At 61.2% G+C, this 16537-nt stretch carries 18 protein-coding genes and 1 pseudogene; 8 read left to right on the top strand and 11 right to left on the bottom strand.

Annotation, left to right across the window (positions count from 1 at the left end; genetic code table 11):
- Position 1: 1 nt before the first annotated feature.
- Positions 2–880: a sterol desaturase family protein gene (locus K5E37_RS12685; RefSeq protein WP_221533989.1), complete on the bottom strand. Its 879-nt coding sequence runs from the start codon at positions 878–880 to the stop codon at positions 2–4.
- A gap of 152 nt (positions 881–1032) precedes the next feature.
- Here K5E37_RS12685 and K5E37_RS12680 point away from each other — a divergent pair, with 152 nt between their 5' ends.
- The gene (locus tag K5E37_RS12680; RefSeq protein WP_007951089.1) at positions 1033–1338 is read left to right on the top strand and encodes a PepSY domain-containing protein; all 306 of its coding nucleotides are present in this window, start codon (positions 1033–1035) and stop codon (positions 1336–1338) included.
- 37 nt (positions 1339–1375) lie between these two features.
- Here K5E37_RS12680 and K5E37_RS12675 read toward each other — a convergent pair.
- The 4 genes and pseudogenes from K5E37_RS12675 to K5E37_RS29690 form a co-directional block, all read right to left on the bottom strand.
- Positions 1376–2601, bottom strand: a protein-coding gene (locus tag K5E37_RS12675) for an IS3 family transposase (protein WP_371915882.1) whose coding sequence is annotated in 2 segments (ribosomal slippage) — positions 1376–2250 and positions 2250–2601 — 1227 coding nt in all. Because the reading frame shifts where the segments join, the coding sequence is not laid out codon by codon here.
- 110 nt (positions 2602–2711) lie between these two features.
- Positions 2712–3155 (bottom strand): hypothetical protein, encoded by a 444-nt coding sequence (locus tag K5E37_RS12670; protein ID WP_127799484.1) that lies wholly within the window; start codon positions 3153–3155, stop codon positions 2712–2714.
- A 112-nt stretch (positions 3156–3267) separates the two neighbouring features.
- Positions 3268–3972 (bottom strand): methyl-accepting chemotaxis protein, encoded by a 705-nt coding sequence (locus K5E37_RS29695; protein ID WP_371921029.1) that lies wholly within the window; start codon positions 3970–3972, stop codon positions 3268–3270.
- A gap of 228 nt (positions 3973–4200) precedes the next feature.
- Positions 4201–4311, bottom strand: a pseudogene (locus K5E37_RS29690) (hypothetical protein); the annotation flags it as partial.
- Between the two features lie 854 nt (positions 4312–5165).
- Here K5E37_RS29690 and K5E37_RS12660 point away from each other — a divergent pair.
- On the top strand, positions 5166–6188 hold the full coding sequence (locus K5E37_RS12660; protein WP_007951092.1) for a transporter: 1023 nt from the start codon (positions 5166–5168) through the stop codon (positions 6186–6188).
- A gap of 239 nt (positions 6189–6427) precedes the next feature.
- Positions 6428–8041, top strand: a complete 1614-nt coding sequence (locus K5E37_RS12655; RefSeq protein ID WP_221533988.1) for an inorganic phosphate transporter — start codon at positions 6428–6430, stop codon at positions 8039–8041.
- A gap of 53 nt (positions 8042–8094) precedes the next feature.
- On the opposite strand, the gene K5E37_RS12650 is transcribed toward K5E37_RS12655, so the two are convergent.
- Positions 8095–8991: a LysR family transcriptional regulator gene (locus tag K5E37_RS12650; RefSeq protein WP_221533987.1), complete on the bottom strand. Its 897-nt coding sequence runs from the start codon at positions 8989–8991 to the stop codon at positions 8095–8097.
- A 119-nt stretch (positions 8992–9110) separates the two neighbouring features.
- Here K5E37_RS12650 and K5E37_RS12645 point away from each other — a divergent pair, with 119 nt between their 5' ends.
- Complete coding sequence (locus tag K5E37_RS12645) at positions 9111–9866, top strand: SDR family NAD(P)-dependent oxidoreductase (protein WP_221533986.1); 756 nt, start codon at positions 9111–9113, stop codon at positions 9864–9866.
- Between the two features lie 58 nt (positions 9867–9924).
- Here the strand turns inward: K5E37_RS12645 and K5E37_RS12640 are convergent, their stop codons facing one another.
- Positions 9925–10362 carry a multidrug/biocide efflux PACE transporter gene (locus tag K5E37_RS12640; RefSeq protein WP_103386039.1) on the bottom strand — a complete coding sequence of 146 codons (438 nt, stop codon included), beginning with the start codon at positions 10360–10362 and terminating at the stop codon, positions 9925–9927.
- Between the two features lie 88 nt (positions 10363–10450).
- On the opposite strand from K5E37_RS12640, the gene K5E37_RS12635 reads away from it, so the two are divergent.
- Positions 10451–11305 carry a LysR family transcriptional regulator gene (locus tag K5E37_RS12635; protein ID WP_221533985.1) on the top strand — a complete coding sequence of 285 codons (855 nt, stop codon included), beginning with the start codon at positions 10451–10453 and terminating at the stop codon, positions 11303–11305.
- Between the two features lies 1 nt (position 11306).
- On the opposite strand, the gene K5E37_RS12630 is transcribed toward K5E37_RS12635, so the two are convergent.
- Positions 11307–12143, bottom strand: coding sequence for a LysR family transcriptional regulator (locus K5E37_RS12630; RefSeq protein WP_127799492.1), 837 nt, complete (start codon positions 12141–12143; stop codon positions 11307–11309).
- 111 nt (positions 12144–12254) lie between these two features.
- Between K5E37_RS12630 and K5E37_RS12625 the strand changes: the two genes are divergently transcribed.
- Positions 12255–12980, top strand: a complete 726-nt coding sequence (locus K5E37_RS12625) for an SDR family oxidoreductase (RefSeq protein ID WP_221533984.1) — start codon at positions 12255–12257, stop codon at positions 12978–12980.
- Positions 12981–13102: 122 nt separating this feature from the next.
- On the opposite strand, the gene K5E37_RS12620 is transcribed toward K5E37_RS12625, so the two are convergent.
- From K5E37_RS12620 to K5E37_RS12610, 3 genes are read right to left on the bottom strand one after another with little or no spacing between them, the layout of a single operon-like run.
- A complete protein-coding gene (locus K5E37_RS12620; RefSeq protein WP_221533983.1) occupies positions 13103–14332 on the bottom strand; it encodes an RNA polymerase sigma factor in 1230 nt (409 codons plus the stop codon).
- Positions 14325–14669, bottom strand: coding sequence for a YciI family protein (locus K5E37_RS12615; protein WP_007951101.1), 345 nt, complete (start codon positions 14667–14669; stop codon positions 14325–14327). The genes K5E37_RS12620 and K5E37_RS12615 overlap by 8 nt, the downstream gene beginning before the upstream one ends.
- A 40-nt stretch (positions 14670–14709) precedes the next feature.
- The gene (locus K5E37_RS12610; protein WP_007951109.1) at positions 14710–15135 is read right to left on the bottom strand and encodes a nuclear transport factor 2 family protein; all 426 of its coding nucleotides are present in this window, start codon (positions 15133–15135) and stop codon (positions 14710–14712) included.
- Between the two features lie 142 nt (positions 15136–15277).
- Between K5E37_RS12610 and K5E37_RS12605 the strand changes: the two genes are divergently transcribed.
- Entirely contained in the window at positions 15278–15763 is a 486-nt protein-coding gene (locus K5E37_RS12605; protein WP_007951110.1) for an N-acetyltransferase, read from the top strand.
- A gap of 17 nt (positions 15764–15780) precedes the next feature.
- The gene (locus K5E37_RS12600) at positions 15781–16386 is read left to right on the top strand and encodes a pyridoxamine 5'-phosphate oxidase family protein (protein ID WP_221533982.1); all 606 of its coding nucleotides are present in this window, start codon (positions 15781–15783) and stop codon (positions 16384–16386) included.
- Positions 16387–16537 lie beyond the last annotated feature (151 nt).

Raw genomic sequence — 16537 nt, 5'->3', positions numbered from 1 at the left:
CTCAACGTCTCAAGCCCTCGGGCACTTTCGGTTCCTTGCCCAGCGCTGCCGGTTCGAACGGATCGAGCAACTGCGCCACATAGCCACGCGGAAAATCCGGACGACTACCGATGCCCAGATCGCCCTCGCCGATCCGGTAACCCTCGGTGTAAAACCCAGTGCCCAGCAGCCAGTCCCACAGGGTAAAGAACAGCCCGAAATTGACGTCACCGGCGCGCCCGTACTTCATGTGATGGAACCGGTGCAGCGGCGCCCAGGCGAAGACCCAGCGCAACGGGCCAATACGCATGTCGACGTTCGAATGCTGCAACAACAGCTGGATCGCAATGGCGAACGCCAGCAACACCGCCACGTCGGACGGAATGCCCAGCACGAGCAACGGCAACAGCCCCGCCGTCGCCTCCAGCAGTTGATGCAGCGGATGCTTCATCAAACCGTTGAACCCGTAGAGCCGCTCGACGCTGTGATGAATCGCGTGCAGCCGCCACATCCACGGCACGCGATGGCTGGCGTAATGCATCAGGCTCACGCCCGCATCGGCGATGAAAATCGCCAGCGCCACTTGCAGCCACAACGGCCAGTTCGACGGCCACGCCCCGTCAATCGCCAGCAGTGCCACCAGCCCCGGCAATACCAGCAGGCCGACGGCATTCAGCGCTTCGTTGACCAGCGCGTGCAGGATGTCGCGCCGACGGTCACCGGCGGGTCGATTCCAGTTCACTTCATAAGGCAACAGCCATTCACCCGCGAACGAGACCGCCAGCGCTAAAACAAAAAGCGGCAACAACCACAGCAGCGAATACCCCGCCAACTCTATTGCGCCGCCAATAAATCCAACCCAGAACAACGGCGCGTACAGCCACGAAAAGATGCGTTTCATGTCCACCTCCATTAATCGAAGGCTGAGCATGAAAGTTTGCGCAGAACCGCAATTGAACAAACGACGCAAACCGCTCGGGTGTTTTTAAGGGTGAGTTAAGTTGCGGCGATTAACCTGAACTCACTTAAACGAATCACCCAAAGGAATAACCGATGAAAACCCTGACTGCCCTGTTTACCGCTGCCGCCCTGACCCTCACCGCCGGCCTCGCCCAGGCTGACGTTCGCGTTGACCAGATCCCGCAACTGGTCAAGGAGGGCAAGATCAAGTCGTTGGAGTCGATGAACGAACAAGCGCTGAAACTGCATCCGGGCGCGACCATTACCGATACCGACCTGGATAATCACTTCAATGGTTATGAGTATGAAGTTGAGTTGCGTACTGCGGATGGCAAGGAGTTCGATGTGGACTTCGATGCGACGACTGGCAAGGTGCTGACCAACAAGCAAGACACTTGATTGGCTTGTCTAGTCCTGAAATAGGTTTACACCTATTTCACCCTAACGCCCGATGCACCGCATCGGGCGTTTTGTATTTTAAGGACAGGTGCGGGCGCTCCTGGTTGTAGATCAAGATCGCCTCCCGCACCATTTGCTCCGCTTGCGCCAGGTCTGTTGGCCGATGGAGCAAGAGCTCTGTCTTCAAGATGCCATTGACCCGCTCTGCCAGGGCGTTTTGGTAGCAGTCGTAGCCATCAGTCATCGAGCACGTGATGCCATGTTTGGCATGGAGCTTTTGATATAGCGCCGAGCAGTACTGCACACCTCGATCCGAGTGATGAACCAGTTTCTGGCGTGTTCGACGCGTCTTCAAGGCCATACGCAAGGCTTGAGCCACTGAGTCGGCATGCAAGCTGCCATGCACGTGATAGCCGACGATCTTTCTTGAGAAGGCATCCGTCACCAGACTCAAATAGACCGGATCATCACGCTTGGTGGACAGATAAGTGATATCGGCCACCCAAACCTGTTCCGGACCGGTAGCGACAACTTGCGACGGGCCTGGTTTGAGCAGATTGGGATGGCAGCGGAAGTGATGATGACTGTCGGTCGTTTTGTGATAAGCCCGCTTCCTGCGGACCAGTTGGCGGTAATCACGCAAGACCGCCAATAACCGATCGCGGCCGACATGCAGTTCCTGTTTCTCACGCTCCGCGTGCATCAACGAGTGCAATTTGCGGGCGCCAATGCAGGGTTGGCGCACTCGGATTGTCTGCACAAACTGGATGAGTTTCTGATCTTGCTCGATGCGAGCCCGATAGACGCGATTACGTTTGTAAAAGGCTTGGCGACTGATCCCCATAAACTGGCAAGCCCTGCTGACACTCAGGGTTTGGGTTTGCGCAACGACTTGCCGGGCCGCTTTTTTACGACAGAGACGCCGTAGTCGTTCTTCAGTACATCCACCACGTCTTCAAAAAACTTGGCTTTCTGATTCGCCAGCGCCAACTGCTCCTCAAGTTCTTTGATTCTCTGCTCGGGTGTTAAGGGCAAAGTGGGCTCGTCCATCGGTCGGGTCCTTTGGGAACGAATGGAGGCGCCTTGGCTCCAGTCTTGCCGACCATGCTTGCGTAACCAAACCAACACCGTCGATCGACCCTGAATTCCGTAGCGCCGTTGAGCCTCTTTATAACTCAACTCGCCTTTTTCGACTTGGTCGACAACCGACAATTTAAAAGTCAGCGTGTAATCGCGTTGACTGCGTTTTGCGCCCGAATCCATTGCACCCTCCTGATAAGAAGCCAGAAGGTGTAAACCTTATTCAGGACGAGACAGCTGATAAAACAAAGCCGCACGACTTTTGGGTTGTGCGGCTTTTTTGTGTCTGCAATTTATGCGGAGGTACTGACCAGCGAGCCCGACGTACTCGAATCCGAATCCTGTAAAGCCGCCAACAAAGCCGCCGTCGCCGTCTGCAACGAAGCCGACGTCGTCGCGATCTGCGACTGCGCAGCCGCAACATCCGCCGCCTTGGCATCCTGGCTTTCCTGCTTCGCCTGGGCCGCTTGCAGCGCCTGTTGTTCTTCCTGCAATTGCTTCTGCAACTCGGCAATCTGCTTGCGCAGTTCTTTCACGGTGTCCGATTCTTCGCTGCTGGAACTGCTGTCCCCCGCCGGCGCTGCACCGCCGCCCGCCGCGACTTTGCTGGTGTCGGCCTTCACGCCGGTGCTGGCCGCCGCGGTGGTCGAGGTGTCGTCACCGGTGTCGGCAATCGAGGTTTTGCTGGTGGGCGTGGTGACGGTCTGATTGATCGAAACAGACGTGATGCTGACCATGGGAAATCTCCAATGCCGGTTATAGATAACCGGGCATCGGCGGCGGTCTGCACGAATTGAGATCGACTGTGTACCGACTCGGTAACCGAACCGGTACACAGTCTCTGGCCGGTCAGACGCTCAGGCGAGCGGTGACGTCGTTCAGTTGGCCGGACAGGCCGTGCAGGTTCTGGCTGGCGCTTTCGGTGCGCTGCACGTTGTCGAGGTTGGTGCTGGCGATCGAGGTGATCTCGGTCAGGTTGCGCGAGATGTCTTCGGCCACCGAGGTCTGCTCTTCGGCCGCCGTGGCGATCTGACGGTTCATGTCGCGAATCGCTTCCACCGCATGGGTGATGCGCTCAAGCATGGCGCCGGCCTGGGTCACTTGCTCGACGCTTTCATCGCTGCGGGTCTGGCCACTGTCGATGGCCTGGGCCGCGTCCACCGCGCCGGTCTGCACGCTGTGGATGATCTGGTTGATCTCGATGATCGACTCCGCCGTACGCTGCGCGAGGTTGCGCACTTCGTCAGCCACCACGGCAAAACCACGCCCGGCTTCACCGGCACGGGCCGCTTCGATGGCGGCGTTGAGCGCCAGCAGGTTGGTCTGCTCGGCGATCCCGCGAATCACTTCCAGCACCTTGCCGATGCGACCGCTGTCGGCTTCCAGACGACGGATCACCGTGGCAGTGTTGGCGATTTCGCCGCGCATCTGGGTGATGCTGTGGATGGTGCTCTGCATGACCTTCTCGCCCTGTTGCGCGGACTGGTCGGCATCGTCGGCCGCACGCGCCGCGTCGGCCGCATGGCGGGCGACTTCCTGGGCGGTGGCGGACATTTCGTTCATCGCCGTGGCCACCTGATCGGTGCGGTTGAACTGCTCGTTGGTGCCGCCGGCCATCAGCGTGGCGATGGCGTTCAACTCGCCGCTGGCGCTGTCCAGATCCTTGGCGCTGCGTTGCAGATGATTGAAGGTTTCGGCGAGGAAATCGCGCAGGGTGTTGGCGGCAGCGGCCAGATTACCCAGCTCGTCCTGACGGTCGCTGGCCACGCGCTCGACCAGCCGGCCCTTGCTCAACTGGGTGACGTAGTCGATGAGCTTGCGGATCGGCTCGACCAGGTTGCGGTTGACCAGCCACAGGCTGAGCAGACCGATCAACAGACCGGACGCGAGCATCACCAGCAGCCCCAGCCACACGGTGCGATCGGCACTGGCGCTGATCTGCGCCGATTGCTCGGTGCCCTGTTTGCGCAGCTCGGCCACCAGTTCGCTCATCTGATCGCTGGCGGCACGGTCGACGCCTTTGACGGCAGCGTCGCCCGCAGTCGGATCAGCACCGGCGGCGACGTAGGCATCGCGGCCCTTCTGGTACGCAGCGCCGAGCAGACGATGTTCTTCGCGCAGACGTTCGATGCGGGTTTTCAGCGCAGGCTCGAGGCCTTTCTGATTGGCCAGTTCCCCGAGGATGCCCTGCACATCGCGCTGACGGTCTTCGAACTGGCCCCAGTACTTGGCCAGATCCGCCGGTTGCTTGCCGCGCAGCAGAACGTTTTTCCACTCCTGGACCTGCACCTTGAATTGCAGGTTGGCTTCGTCGATCAGTTGCGAAGTGTGCAAGGGGCCGGCGATCAACTGGCTGTAACTCTGCACGCCGTTGGACAGGAAGTGAAAGCAGGCCAGCGCGATCAACAGCATCGCCAGCAGGCTACCGCTCAGCAGGGCGAGAATTTGCGCTCTCAGGGATTTTTGCAGCATCGCAGGTACTCGGGACAGGGATGAGGCACGTCCGGTAAGACGTGATTTTTTGGCCGGACATCCGTGTCGGCGGACCTTGGCTCTTGGCCAAAGGCGCGCAACCTAACTCATGCGTGATCGGCGTGCCAGAGCCCTTCTTGAGAAAAATCAGACCGCCGGTAACGCGTTGATTTGACGTCATTTTGCTGTCACACAAACGTCATGTGACATTGCGATGATGCGGCTCAGGTGAATCTGCAAATCCCGCGACAGACGCCTCCTCGCAGCGAGCCTTCATGAACCACAGCCTCGATATCAGTCATCGTGATCCTGACCTGTTCGGCCTGCTTTACGGCTTTCGGTTTCGCCCCGGCGAACGCGGGCGCGAGGTGGATTCGGCGACCGCCCTGCGCTGCCTGCAAGACGACAGCGAGGGCGATGAATTTCTCTGGCTGCACCTGAACCTGGCGCACGCCGCGTGCGAGCGCTGGATGAAAAGCCACCTGCAACTGCCCGAAGAGTTTTTCGAAGCGCTGCACGAAGGCTCGCGCTCGACCCGCATCGAGCATGTCGATTCGGCGTTGCTGGCGGTGGTCAACGACGTGGTGTTCAACCTCAGCAGCATGGTGTCGTCGGACGTGTCGACGCTGTGGGTCTGTGTGCGCAGCAAACTGATCGTCAGTGCGCGTCTGCAACCGCTGCACTCGGTGGACAAGTTGCGTTCGTCGGTGAAGTCCGGCGAGTGCTTCCGTTCGCCGCTGGAACTGCTGGTGCATCTGCTGCGCGATCAGGGCGAAGTGCTGACCCAGATCGTGCGCAAGACCAGCATAAGCGTCGATCAGGTCGAGGACGAATTGCTGTCCTCGCGACTGTCGACCAACCGCGCCGAACTCGGTGCCAACCGACGAGTGCTGGTGCGCCTGCAACGGCTGCTGGCACTGGAGCCGGGTTCGCTGCTGCGCCTGCTCAACCGGCCGCCGCCGTGGTTGCAGAAGGAAGACGTGAAGGAGCTGCGCAAATCCACCGAGGAGTTCGCACTGATCATCAACGACCTGACCGCCCTCGGTGAGCGGATCAAGCTGTTGCAGGAAGAGATCGCCGCCAACCTCAACGAACAGAGCAACCGCACGCTGTTCACCCTCACCGTGGTCACGGTGCTGGCGCTGCCGATCAACATCATTGCCGGTTTCTTCGGCATGAACGTCGGCGGTGTGCCGCTGGCCACTGATCCCGAAGGGTTCTGGATTCTGGTGGCGCTGGTGGTGACGTTCACCGTGATTGCCGGGCGCTGGGCGTTTCGCAAGCGGCGGGATTACTAAGCGCCGACCGCCCCTGCCGCTCGTTCCCACGCTCCGCGTGGGAATGCCGCCCGGGACGCTCCGCGTCCCTGTGACGCAGAGCGTCACCTTATGCATTCCCACGCGGAGCGTGGGAACGATCACCGCCTTCAGATCAGCGGTGAAGCTAAAAACCCAAACACTGATCTGTCGCAGCCTCTCTGTAATATTTAGCAACGATCATGGGCGACACTCCTTCCCCCGCTCAGGATTGTCCTCCCATGGCTACTCCCTCCCTGACCGCCAGCCCGGCCTCCGCTGCCAGTGGCAGGCCGGCCCTCGACAAGAAAACCGGCCCGTTCACCTACGTGGTGTTTTTCGCGGTGCTGGCGATGGGACTGCTGTTCACCGCCTACAGCCTGATGCACGACATGCACGAACTCGGCACGGTGGTCACCACCTGGACGCCGTTTCTGCTGCTCGGCGTGGCGCTGTTGATTGCGCTGGGCTTCGAGTTCGTCAACGGTTTCCACGACACCGCCAACGCCGTGGCCACGGTGATTTACACCCATTCGCTGCCGCCGCATTTTGCGGTGGTCTGGTCGGGGTTCTTCAACTTCCTCGGGGTGCTGCTGTCGAGCGGCGCGGTGGCGTTCGGCATCATCGCCCTGCTGCCGGTGGAGCTGATTCTGCAGGTCGGTTCGTCCGCCGGATTCGCGATGATCTTCGCCCTGCTGATCGCGGCGATCCTGTGGAACCTCGGCACTTGGTGGCTGGGCCTGCCGGCCTCGTCGTCGCACACGCTGATCGGCTCGATCATCGGCGTCGGCGTGGCGAATGCCTTGATGCACGGCCGCGACGGCACCAGCGGTGTGGACTGGGCCCAAGCGACCAAGATCGGTTACGCGCTGCTGCTGTCGCCGCTGGTGGGTTTCGGTTGCGCGGCGCTGTTGCTGCTGGCGCTGCGCGCGTTCGTGAAGAACCGTTCGCTGTACAAGGCACCGGAAGGCAACACCCCGCCGCCGTGGTGGATTCGCGGTTTGCTGATTTTGACCTGCACCGGCGTGTCCTTCGCTCACGGTTCCAACGACGGCCAGAAAGGCATGGGCCTGATCATGCTCATTCTGGTCGGCACCCTGCCGATGGCTTATGCACTGAACCGCACCATGCCGGAAGAACAGTCGCTGCAATTCGCTGCCGTCGCCCAGGTGACCCAGCAAGCACTGGTGAAAAGTGCGCCACTGCCGGCACCGGCCGATCCACGCGCAGTGCTCTCCGACTACGTGCGCAGCAAGGAAGCCACGCCGCAACTGATCCCGGCCCTCGCCTCTCTGACCGGACACATCGGTGAAGAAGTCAAAGGCTACGGCTCGCTGGCGAAAGTCCCGGCCGAGGCCATGGGCAACGTGCGCAACGACATGTACCTGGCCAGCGAAACCATTCGCCTGATGGACAAGAACAAGGTCGGCACCTTCGACGCCGACACCAGCGGCAAGCTGCAACTGTTCAAGCAACAGATCGACAACGCCACGCGGTTCATTCCGCTGTGGGTGAAGATCGCCGTGGCGATTGCCTTGGGGCTGGGCACCATGGTCGGCTGGAAGCGGATCGTGGTCACGGTCGGCGAGAAAATCGGCAAGACCCACCTGACCTACGCCCAGGGCGCTTCGGCGGAAACCGTGGCGATGCTGACCATCGGCGCCGCCGACATGTTCGGCCTGCCGGTGTCGACCACCCATGTGCTGTCCTCGGGCGTGGCCGGGACCATGGTCGCCAACGGTGGCGGCCTGCAGATGAAGACCATCCGCAATCTGCTGATGGCGTGGGTGCTGACCTTGCCGGCGGCGATTCTGCTGTCGGGCAGTCTGTATTGGCTGTTTACCCAGATTTTCTGATCCAGCCGAATCCCTGTGAGAGCTGTTGCTCCCACAGGGATTTGCGACAGAAATCAGAGCGTCGAACGAATCAAATCCCCCAGCCAGTCCATGAACACCCGCACCCGCAACGGCAGATGCCGCTGCCTCGCGTACAGCAGTGAAATGCCCATCGCCGGCGCGGTGTATTGCGGCAGCACCGTCACCACCTCGCCGGTATCCAGATAGGTGTTCATGCCGGTACGCGGCACCTGAATCAGACCGAATCCACCTAGGCACGCCGACTCGTAGGCATCGGTGCTGTTGACCGTCACACTGCCGGCCATCGGCACGCGGTGAACCTGCCCGTCTTGCTCGTAGACAAACCCTTCCGAACGCGAACCCAGCACACCGACGTAATGCACCAGCCGATGCTGCGCCAGATCCTCAAGCGTTTGCGGCACGCCGTAGCGCTCGAGATACGCGGGGCTGGCGCAGTTGATCATGCTGAAGTCCCCCAGGTGCCGCGCCACCACCGATTGATCGGGCTGCGCGCCGATGCGCACCACGCAATCGAAGCCTTCGGCGAGCAGGTCGACCCGGCGATCGGTGCTGCTGATTTCCAGCTCAAGGTTCGGATGGCGGGCCATGAATTCCGGCAACTTCGGCATGATCAGCCGCCGCGACAGAATGTTCGGCATATCGACCCGGATCCGCCCGGTCAGCGACGCTTCGTCCTGACGAAACAGGTTCTCGATTTCGTCCATGTGCGACAGCAGATCCTTGCTCCGCTCATACAGCGCGAGGCCGTCCTGAGTCGCCTGGACCTTGCGCGTGGTGCGTTGCAGCAGGCGCGTGCCGAGCAAGGTTTCCAGCGCTTGCACCTGCTCGGACACCGTCGAGCGCGGCAGCCCGAGACTCTCCCCCGCCATCGTAAAACTCGACAATTCGCTGACCCGGACGAAGGTGCGCAGCAGTTCCAGTTTGTTCATGGGCCACCCATTGATTGTTCGGACAATCCGACCAGTGATTCCGGTTTCAGTCTGTTTATCACCTTATTGCGGATAAATAAACTGAGCCCATCAACCGTCACTGCCTTCGAGGAAGACCCATGAACCGCAAAATCGCATTGATCACCGGTGCCAGCCGTGGCCTCGGCAAGAACGCCGCCCTGCACCTCGCCGCGCAAGGCGTGGACATTATCGGCACTTACAACAGCCGCGCCGATGAAGCGCAGTCGTTGGTCGCTGAATTGAAATCCCTCGGCGCCAACGCCGTAATGCTGCAATTGGATGTCGGCCGTAGCGAAGGCTTTGCCGAGTTCGCCGTACGGGTCGAGCAAGCGCTGCAACAGCTGGAGCGTCCGCGCTTCGATTTCCTGATCAACAACGCCGGCATTGGTGTGCATGCCTCCTTCGCCGACACCACGCAGGAGCAGTTCGACCTGCTGATGAACGTGCAGTTGAAAGGGCCGTTCTTCCTGACTCAGCAATTGCTGCCGCTGATCAACGATGGCGGGCGGATCATCAACATCTCCAGCGGTCTGGCCCGTTTCACCCTGCCGGGTTATGCCGCCTACGCGGCGATGAAAGGCGCGATGGAAGTGCTGACCCGTTATCAGGCCAAGGAGTTGGGGGCGCGGCAGATCGCCGTGAATATCCTGGCACCGGGCGCCATCGAAACCGACTTCGGCGGCGGCGCGGTGCGCGACAATTCGGCGCTGAACGCCATGGTCGCCAGCAACACCGCACTGGGCCGTGCCGGGCAGCCGGATGACATCGGCGGTGCGCTGGCGCTGCTGCTGTCGCCGGGGGCGCAGTGGATCAACGGTCAGCGGATTGAAGCGTCGGGCGGGATGTTTCTTTAAGGTCCGAAAGAGTCCAGACAAAAAAATCGCAGCCCTCACAGGCGGCGATTTTTTGCTTTCAGTTCTGGCAAACGCTGCGCATCACCAGCCGCTCGCGCACCACGTCATAACCCCAGTGGTAGACGTAGGTGTACGGCAGGAAGAACAGCAGCACGCCGATGTCGAGCAGGAACGCCTGCCACAGGCTGACCGACAGCCACCAGGCAATCAGCGGCACGCCCATCACGATCAACCCGCCCTCGAACAGCAACGCGTGCGCCACTCGCACCCAGGCGTTGTGGGCGATGTTCCAGCGCTTGAGCATTCGGTCGAAGAAGCCGTTGAACACCACGTTCCAGCCCAGGGCAAGCATCGCGATGGCGATAGTGACAGCGCCCATTTCGACCAGCGGTTTGCCCATGATCCACGCCAGCAACGGGGTACAGATCAGTATCGCCAGCAGTTCGAAACCGATGGCCTGGAAGATACGTTCAGTGATGGATTTGTTGGCAGTCATGGCCGAAGTCCTCTGTGAAGATGGTTGCCATGATCCAGCACCCCACCGATACTTCATAACCAATAACCATCGATCAAGGCGATAGTTCATGGCGTCTCAGGAAGTGTTGCTCGCGTTTGTACAGGCGGCGACTCAAGGCTCGTTTTCAGCGGCAGCGCGCAAACTCGGGCGCAGTCAGTCGACGGTGAGTGCGGCGGTGGCGAGTCTTGAGATCGATCTGGATCTGGTGCTGTTCGACCGCAGCAGCCGCAAACCGACGCTGACCCCGGCCGGGCACGTGATGCTGCAACGGGCCGAGGCGATTCTGTCGGCCACCAGCCGTCTGGAAATGACCGCCCGGCAATTGGCCCAAGGTGTTGAGCCGAAACTCACGGTGGCGATTTCCGACACCTATCAGTCCGACCGTTTCGAGGCGGCGCTGGTGGGCTTCGAGCAGCGTTATCCGGATCTGGAACTGGAATGCCTGATCGCCGAATGCGATGACTTGGTCGAACTGGTACAGCGCGGTCGAGCGCATCTGGCGTTTGCCGAAATGCAGGACAACTACCCGCCGGATCTGGCGACCGCGACCGTCGCCGAGCGCACGGAAATCGCCTTGTTTGTGGGTCGTGGGCATCCGCTGGCGACGCAGGATTCCATCGATCAAACAGTCCTTGAACAGCATCGCGAGCTGCGCCTGGCCACCATCGTCAATCCCTATGACAGTCGCGGTAAAGGTCGGGTGTGGTCGGCGCCGAGTTATCTGATGCTGCTGGAAATGGCTGAAAAAGGTTTTGGCTGGGCGCCGCTGCCGCGCTGGCTGGTGGAGCGTTTCGGCAATGACTTGCTGGTGGAGCTGAAAGTGCGCGGCTGGCCGAAACCGGTGTTCGTCGATGCGCTGTGGTCGCGGCTGTACCCGCCAGGGCCGGCGGGGAGCTGGTTGCTGAGCAAGATGCTGGAATAGCTCAGGCCGCCTCGATAGCTACCGGGCGGTTCACCTGAAAATACTCGTGCAACCCGCGCATTGTCGGCAACTCCAGCGCTTGCGCTGCATAGCACAATCCCACCCGCCGGGTCGGCGCCGGCAGGTGCAGCGCGCGCACGACGATGCGCTCATGCCCGCTCACCAACGACTGCGGCAACATCGCCACACCGACACCCGCCGCCACCATATGCAACGCCTGTTGCAGTGAACCGGCATGTCCCGCCACCGCTTCCGGCGAGCGTCCGTACAGCGCCATCAAACGCTGATGCGAAGGATGTTGCGGGCAGGTGATCCAGTCCTCGATCGGCGCCCAGCCGGCCTGCGCGTTGGCCATCGGGTGATCGAGGGGCAGCGCCATCACATAGGACTCTTCCCACAGCGGCAGGAACAGTTCGTCCTCGCAGCACATTTCCTCGACCGCCAATCGCCCATCGCCGTGACAGCCTTCCTCGAGGGTCAGCAGCAGATTGGGCAACGCCTGATGGGCCATGCGCACAAAGGCTTCGATGTGGCTGGCGGCGATATCGCCCTCGATGCCGAGGGTCAGTGGCGCGCGATTTTCGCGGCCACGAAACATCCGGCTCAGCGCCTCGGACTCGGCCACCATCCGCCGTGCCTGCGGGTACAGAAGACGCGCTTCGTCGCTGACTTCCACGCCACGGGGTTGACGCACGAACAGCGTCGCGCCGAGTTCTTCTTCCAGCTGTTTGATGGTCACCGACAGCGTGGGCTGACTGATGAACAGCCGTTGCGCGGCAGCGGTGATGTTGCGTTCCTCGAAAACGGCGAGGAAAGCTTTGAGATGGCGGATATCCATAGGAGATTCCGATAGCAGACAGAGGAATAAGGCATTTTTCAGCCTCCAGCGGGCTAAATATACTGCGTCACGAATCTGGTTATTTGTTTTTCTTATCTCAGGAGTTCAACCATGAGCAAGCCATTGATCATCATCACCGGCGCCAGCTCGGGCATCGGCGAAGCCACCGCCCGCCGCTTGAGCGCTGCTGGCCATCCGTTGTTGTTGCTGGCCCGGCGCATCGAACGGCTTGAAGCACTGGCCCTGCCAAACACCCTCAGCCGCCGCGTCGACATCACCGACCGCGCCGCATTGCTGGCCGCTGTGGCCGAAGCGGAAGCACAGTTCGGTCCGGCCGATGCGCTGATCAACAACGCCGGGGTGATGCTGCTGGGCGAGATGAGCAAACAGGATCCGGCACAGTGGGACCAGATGCTCGACGTCAACGTGAAAGGTCTGCTCAACGGCGTGCACGCGGTGGTCGCGGGGATGATCGAGCGCAAGCACGGCACCATCATCAACGTCAGCTCGGTGGCCGGGCGCAAGACCTTCCCGAACCATGTGGCGTATGTCGGCACCAAGTTTGCGGTGCATGGATTGTCCGAGAACCTGCGTGAAGAGTTGTCGCCGCATAACGTGCGGGTGACCACGATTGCGCCGGGTGCGGTGGAGACCGAGTTGTTGAGCCATACCACGGATGAGGCGATCAAGACCGGGTATCAGGCGTGGAAGCAGGACATGGGTGGCACGGTGTTAAGTGCCGAGGATGTGGCGACGGCGATTGCTTATGCGTATGGGCAGCCGCAGGGGGTTTGTATTCGGGAGATTGTGATGGCTACTACGCGGCAGCAGGCCTGATCCATTGTTACAGACCTTAACGGCCTCTTCGCGGGCAAGCCCGCTCCCACAATTGGAATGCGATCAAATGTGGGAGCGGGCTTGCCCGCGAAGAGGCCAATATTGCCAACGATCCTTTCGGATCAGTCCAATGCCCTAAGCCGCCCTTCAATAAACCGCCGCTCCGGCTCCTGCCGCGTCAACTCCAGCGCCCGCGAATAAGCCGCCCTAGCATCCTCCACCCGCCCCAACTGCCGACAAAATTCCGCCCGCGCCGAATGCGCCAAGTGGTAATCCTGCAAATCCCCGCGCCCCAGAATCCCTTCAACCAGGGTCAACCCCGCCAACGCCCCATCACGTTTGGCCACCGCCACCGCCCGGTTCAACTCGATCACCGGCGACGGCACCGCCCGCAGCAACACGTCATACAGCCCGACGATCTGCGCCCAGTCCGTCTCCCCTGCCGTGGGCGCCTCGGCGTGCACCGCCGCAATCGCCGCTTGCAGGCAGTAAGGCCCGAAGCGTCCCGTGGTCAGCGCTTTTTCCACCAGATCGCAGCCTTCGGCAATCAGCTCGGCATTCCACAATCCGCGATTCTGATCATCCAGCAGAATCAGTTCTCCATCCGGCGTCGACCGCGCCGAGCGCCGCGATTCATGCAGCAGCATCAACGCCAGAAGCCCCATGACTTCAGGGTCCGGCAACAACTCCAGCAGCAATCGCCCGAGACGAATCGCCTCGCGGGTCAAATCCTCGCGGGTAACCTGGGCGCCGCCGGATGCCGAATAGCCTTCGTTGAACACCAGATAAATCACCCGCAACACGCTATCGAGGCGTTCAGGCAATTCGCTGAGGGCCGGGACTTGATAAGGGATTTTCGCGTCACGAATCTTCGCCTTGGCCCGCACGATGCGCTGGGCAATCGCCGCCGGGGCCGAGAGGAATGCCCGGGCGATTTCCTCGGTGGTGAGATCGCAGACTTCACGCAACGTCAGCGGCACTTGCGCGTCCGCCGCCAGTGCCGGGTGGCAGCAGGTGAAGATCAGGCGCAGGCGATCGTCTTCCACGTCTTCGGCGTCCCATTCGGACTGTTCCAGTTCTTCCAGTTGCGCCAGCAATAACGGCTGCGAGGCCTTGAACCGCGCGCGGCGACGCAACACGTCGATCGCCTTGAAGCGCCCGGTGGACACCAGCCAGGTCCGCGGATTGTCCGGCACGCCGTCGCGCTGCCAGCGCTCGACCGCGACGAAGAACGCCTCGTGCAAGGCTTCTTCGGCGAGGTCGAAATCGCCGAGCAGGCGAATCAGGGTCGCGAGGATCCGCCGCGAGTCTTCGCGATAGACCTGCTCGACCCGCGTCCTGACCTCAGACATTCAACTGGCGCACGGGACGCACTTCGACGCTGCCGACCCGGGCCGCCGGAATGTTGCCGGCGACCTGGATCGCTTCGTTGAGGTCCCGCGCGTCGATCAGGTAGAAACCGGCCAGCTGTTCCTTGGTCTCGGCGAACGGGCCGTCGGTGATCGACAGCTTGCCGTTGCGCATGCGCACCGTGGTGGCGGTCTGCACCGACTCCAGCGCTTCGGCGGCGACCATCCGGCCGCTGCCCTGGATCGACTCGGCGTAGGCCCAGCACTCGGCATCTTCCGGGCTGTCGGGCGACGAATGCAGCAGGCGCTCATCGCTGTAGACCAGGCATAAATACTTCATGGCGTTCTCCTGAATCGGACGGATCAACTATGGCTGAAGATCAGGGTTTCACATCGAACAGGGTCGCGCCGCTCATCGGGTCGAACGGTGCTGACCAGTGTTCGTGGGCGATCTTCCACGCCCCGCCGATCTGCCGGTAGCACGCGGTGACGCGCATCCAGCAACTCTGGGTTTCGCCTTTTTCATTGGTCCCGCCGCAGTTGGCGACCCAGTGGGCGAAAGCGATGTTGTCGGCGGTCTCGATGGCGATTTCATGGAATTCGAAAATGTGCGGGCCGGGGCACATTTCCATGCAATCCACCCAGTGCGCACGGTAGGCCGGTTTGCCCTTGAATTGCAGGGCCTTGATCGCATCGAAGGAAACGATGTCGTCGGCGTACAGGGCCATGACTTTTTCCACGTCCTTGGTCATCACCGCCTCGCGGTAGGTGTCGATCAGGGTTTGAATCTGCGCTTGCGTACTCATGGGGTTTCTCCCTGGTTTTTGTTGTGAAGACACCCTTAGTCGTTCGGCGATTTGCCGGATCGACAGTTGAAACAAAAAAATTCCGGAGAAGACAAACTCGCTAGAATCCGAGGCTCATCTTTGTAGGAAAAAGGAAATTCCCGTGTCAGCTCGACTCGTGCCTTACGAAAGCCTGAACGCCACCCAACGCCAACAGGTCGAGGCCATTGAAATCCACGCCGAGCAGATCAAGTTCTCCGGCGACATCCACGGCGCCCTGCACACGCTGCTGTCGAAACCCGGCCCCGGCGTGAAAGGTTTTGCGCTGCTGGCCGAAGACGTGCCGGTGGCCTTTCTGCTGCTCAAGCGCCCGCCCGTGTTGCCGGAATGGGCCGATGAACACAGCGCCACCCTGCATGCGTTGCAGGTCGATCACCGCGCCCAGGGCAAGGGTTACGGCAGGGCCTGCCTGCTGGCGTTGCCGGAAGTTGCGCGTCAGGCTTGGCCGGAGATCAAAGGGCTGGAACTGTCGGTGGACGCCGACAATGACGCCGCGATTGCGCTGTACGCCAAGTACGGTTTCGTCGACAGCGGCGAAGCCTACAAGGGCCGCATTGGATACGAGCGGCGCATGGGGCTGTTCTTCTAATCGTCGAGGGAGCAACGATGATCGATTCAATCGAAGCGCTGGAAGCCATCTACGGCTTGCCCCACGAACGGGCGGTGCGCAAGCAGATCGGCTTTCTCAACGAGGACTATCAGGCGATGGTCCGGGTCTCGCCGCTGGTGATTGTCAGCTCGGTGGGTGCCGACGGCATCGACGGTTCACCGCGCGGCGACGCGCCGGGGTTTGTGCGGATCATTGACGAGCGCACCCTGGCCCTGCCGGATCGGCCGGGCAACAACCGCATCGATACCTTGCGCAACGTGCTGCACGATCCGCGGGTGTCGCTGCTGTTCATCATTCCGGGGATTGGCGAGACGTTGCGGGTCAACGGCACGGCAACCATCAGCGCTGATCCCGACTTGCTGGAAAGCTTTGCGGTCAACGGCAAACCGGCGCGCACGGTGCTGCTGGTGACGGTGGAGGCGGCGTTCTTTCATTGCTCGAAAGCGTTTGTGCGTTCGGATGCGTGGAACCCTGAAACCCACTTGCCGCGCTCGGCGCTGCCGACGGCGGGCGCGTTTCACAAGCGTCTGAACGAAGGTCAGTTCGATGCCGAGGCCTATGATCGCGAGGCCCCTGCGCGAGTGCGTGACACCCTTTACTGACACCGCCCACCGATCGTTCCCACGTCGAGGCGTCGAACCGTCTGCGTGGGAATGCAGACTTTGACGCTCTGCGTCACGACGGTGCCAGGCGTTGCATCAGTGGTGCGGCAGGAACGCAGAGCGTCCCGGGCTGCATTCCCACGCGGAGCGT

The organism is Pseudomonas sp. RIT778 (genome assembly GCF_019718735.1).
In the GTDB taxonomy this organism is placed as follows: Bacteria; Pseudomonadota; Gammaproteobacteria; order Pseudomonadales; family Pseudomonadaceae; genus Aquipseudomonas; species Aquipseudomonas aphyarum.
This window is presented reverse-complemented; position numbering and strand designations above follow the sequence as displayed.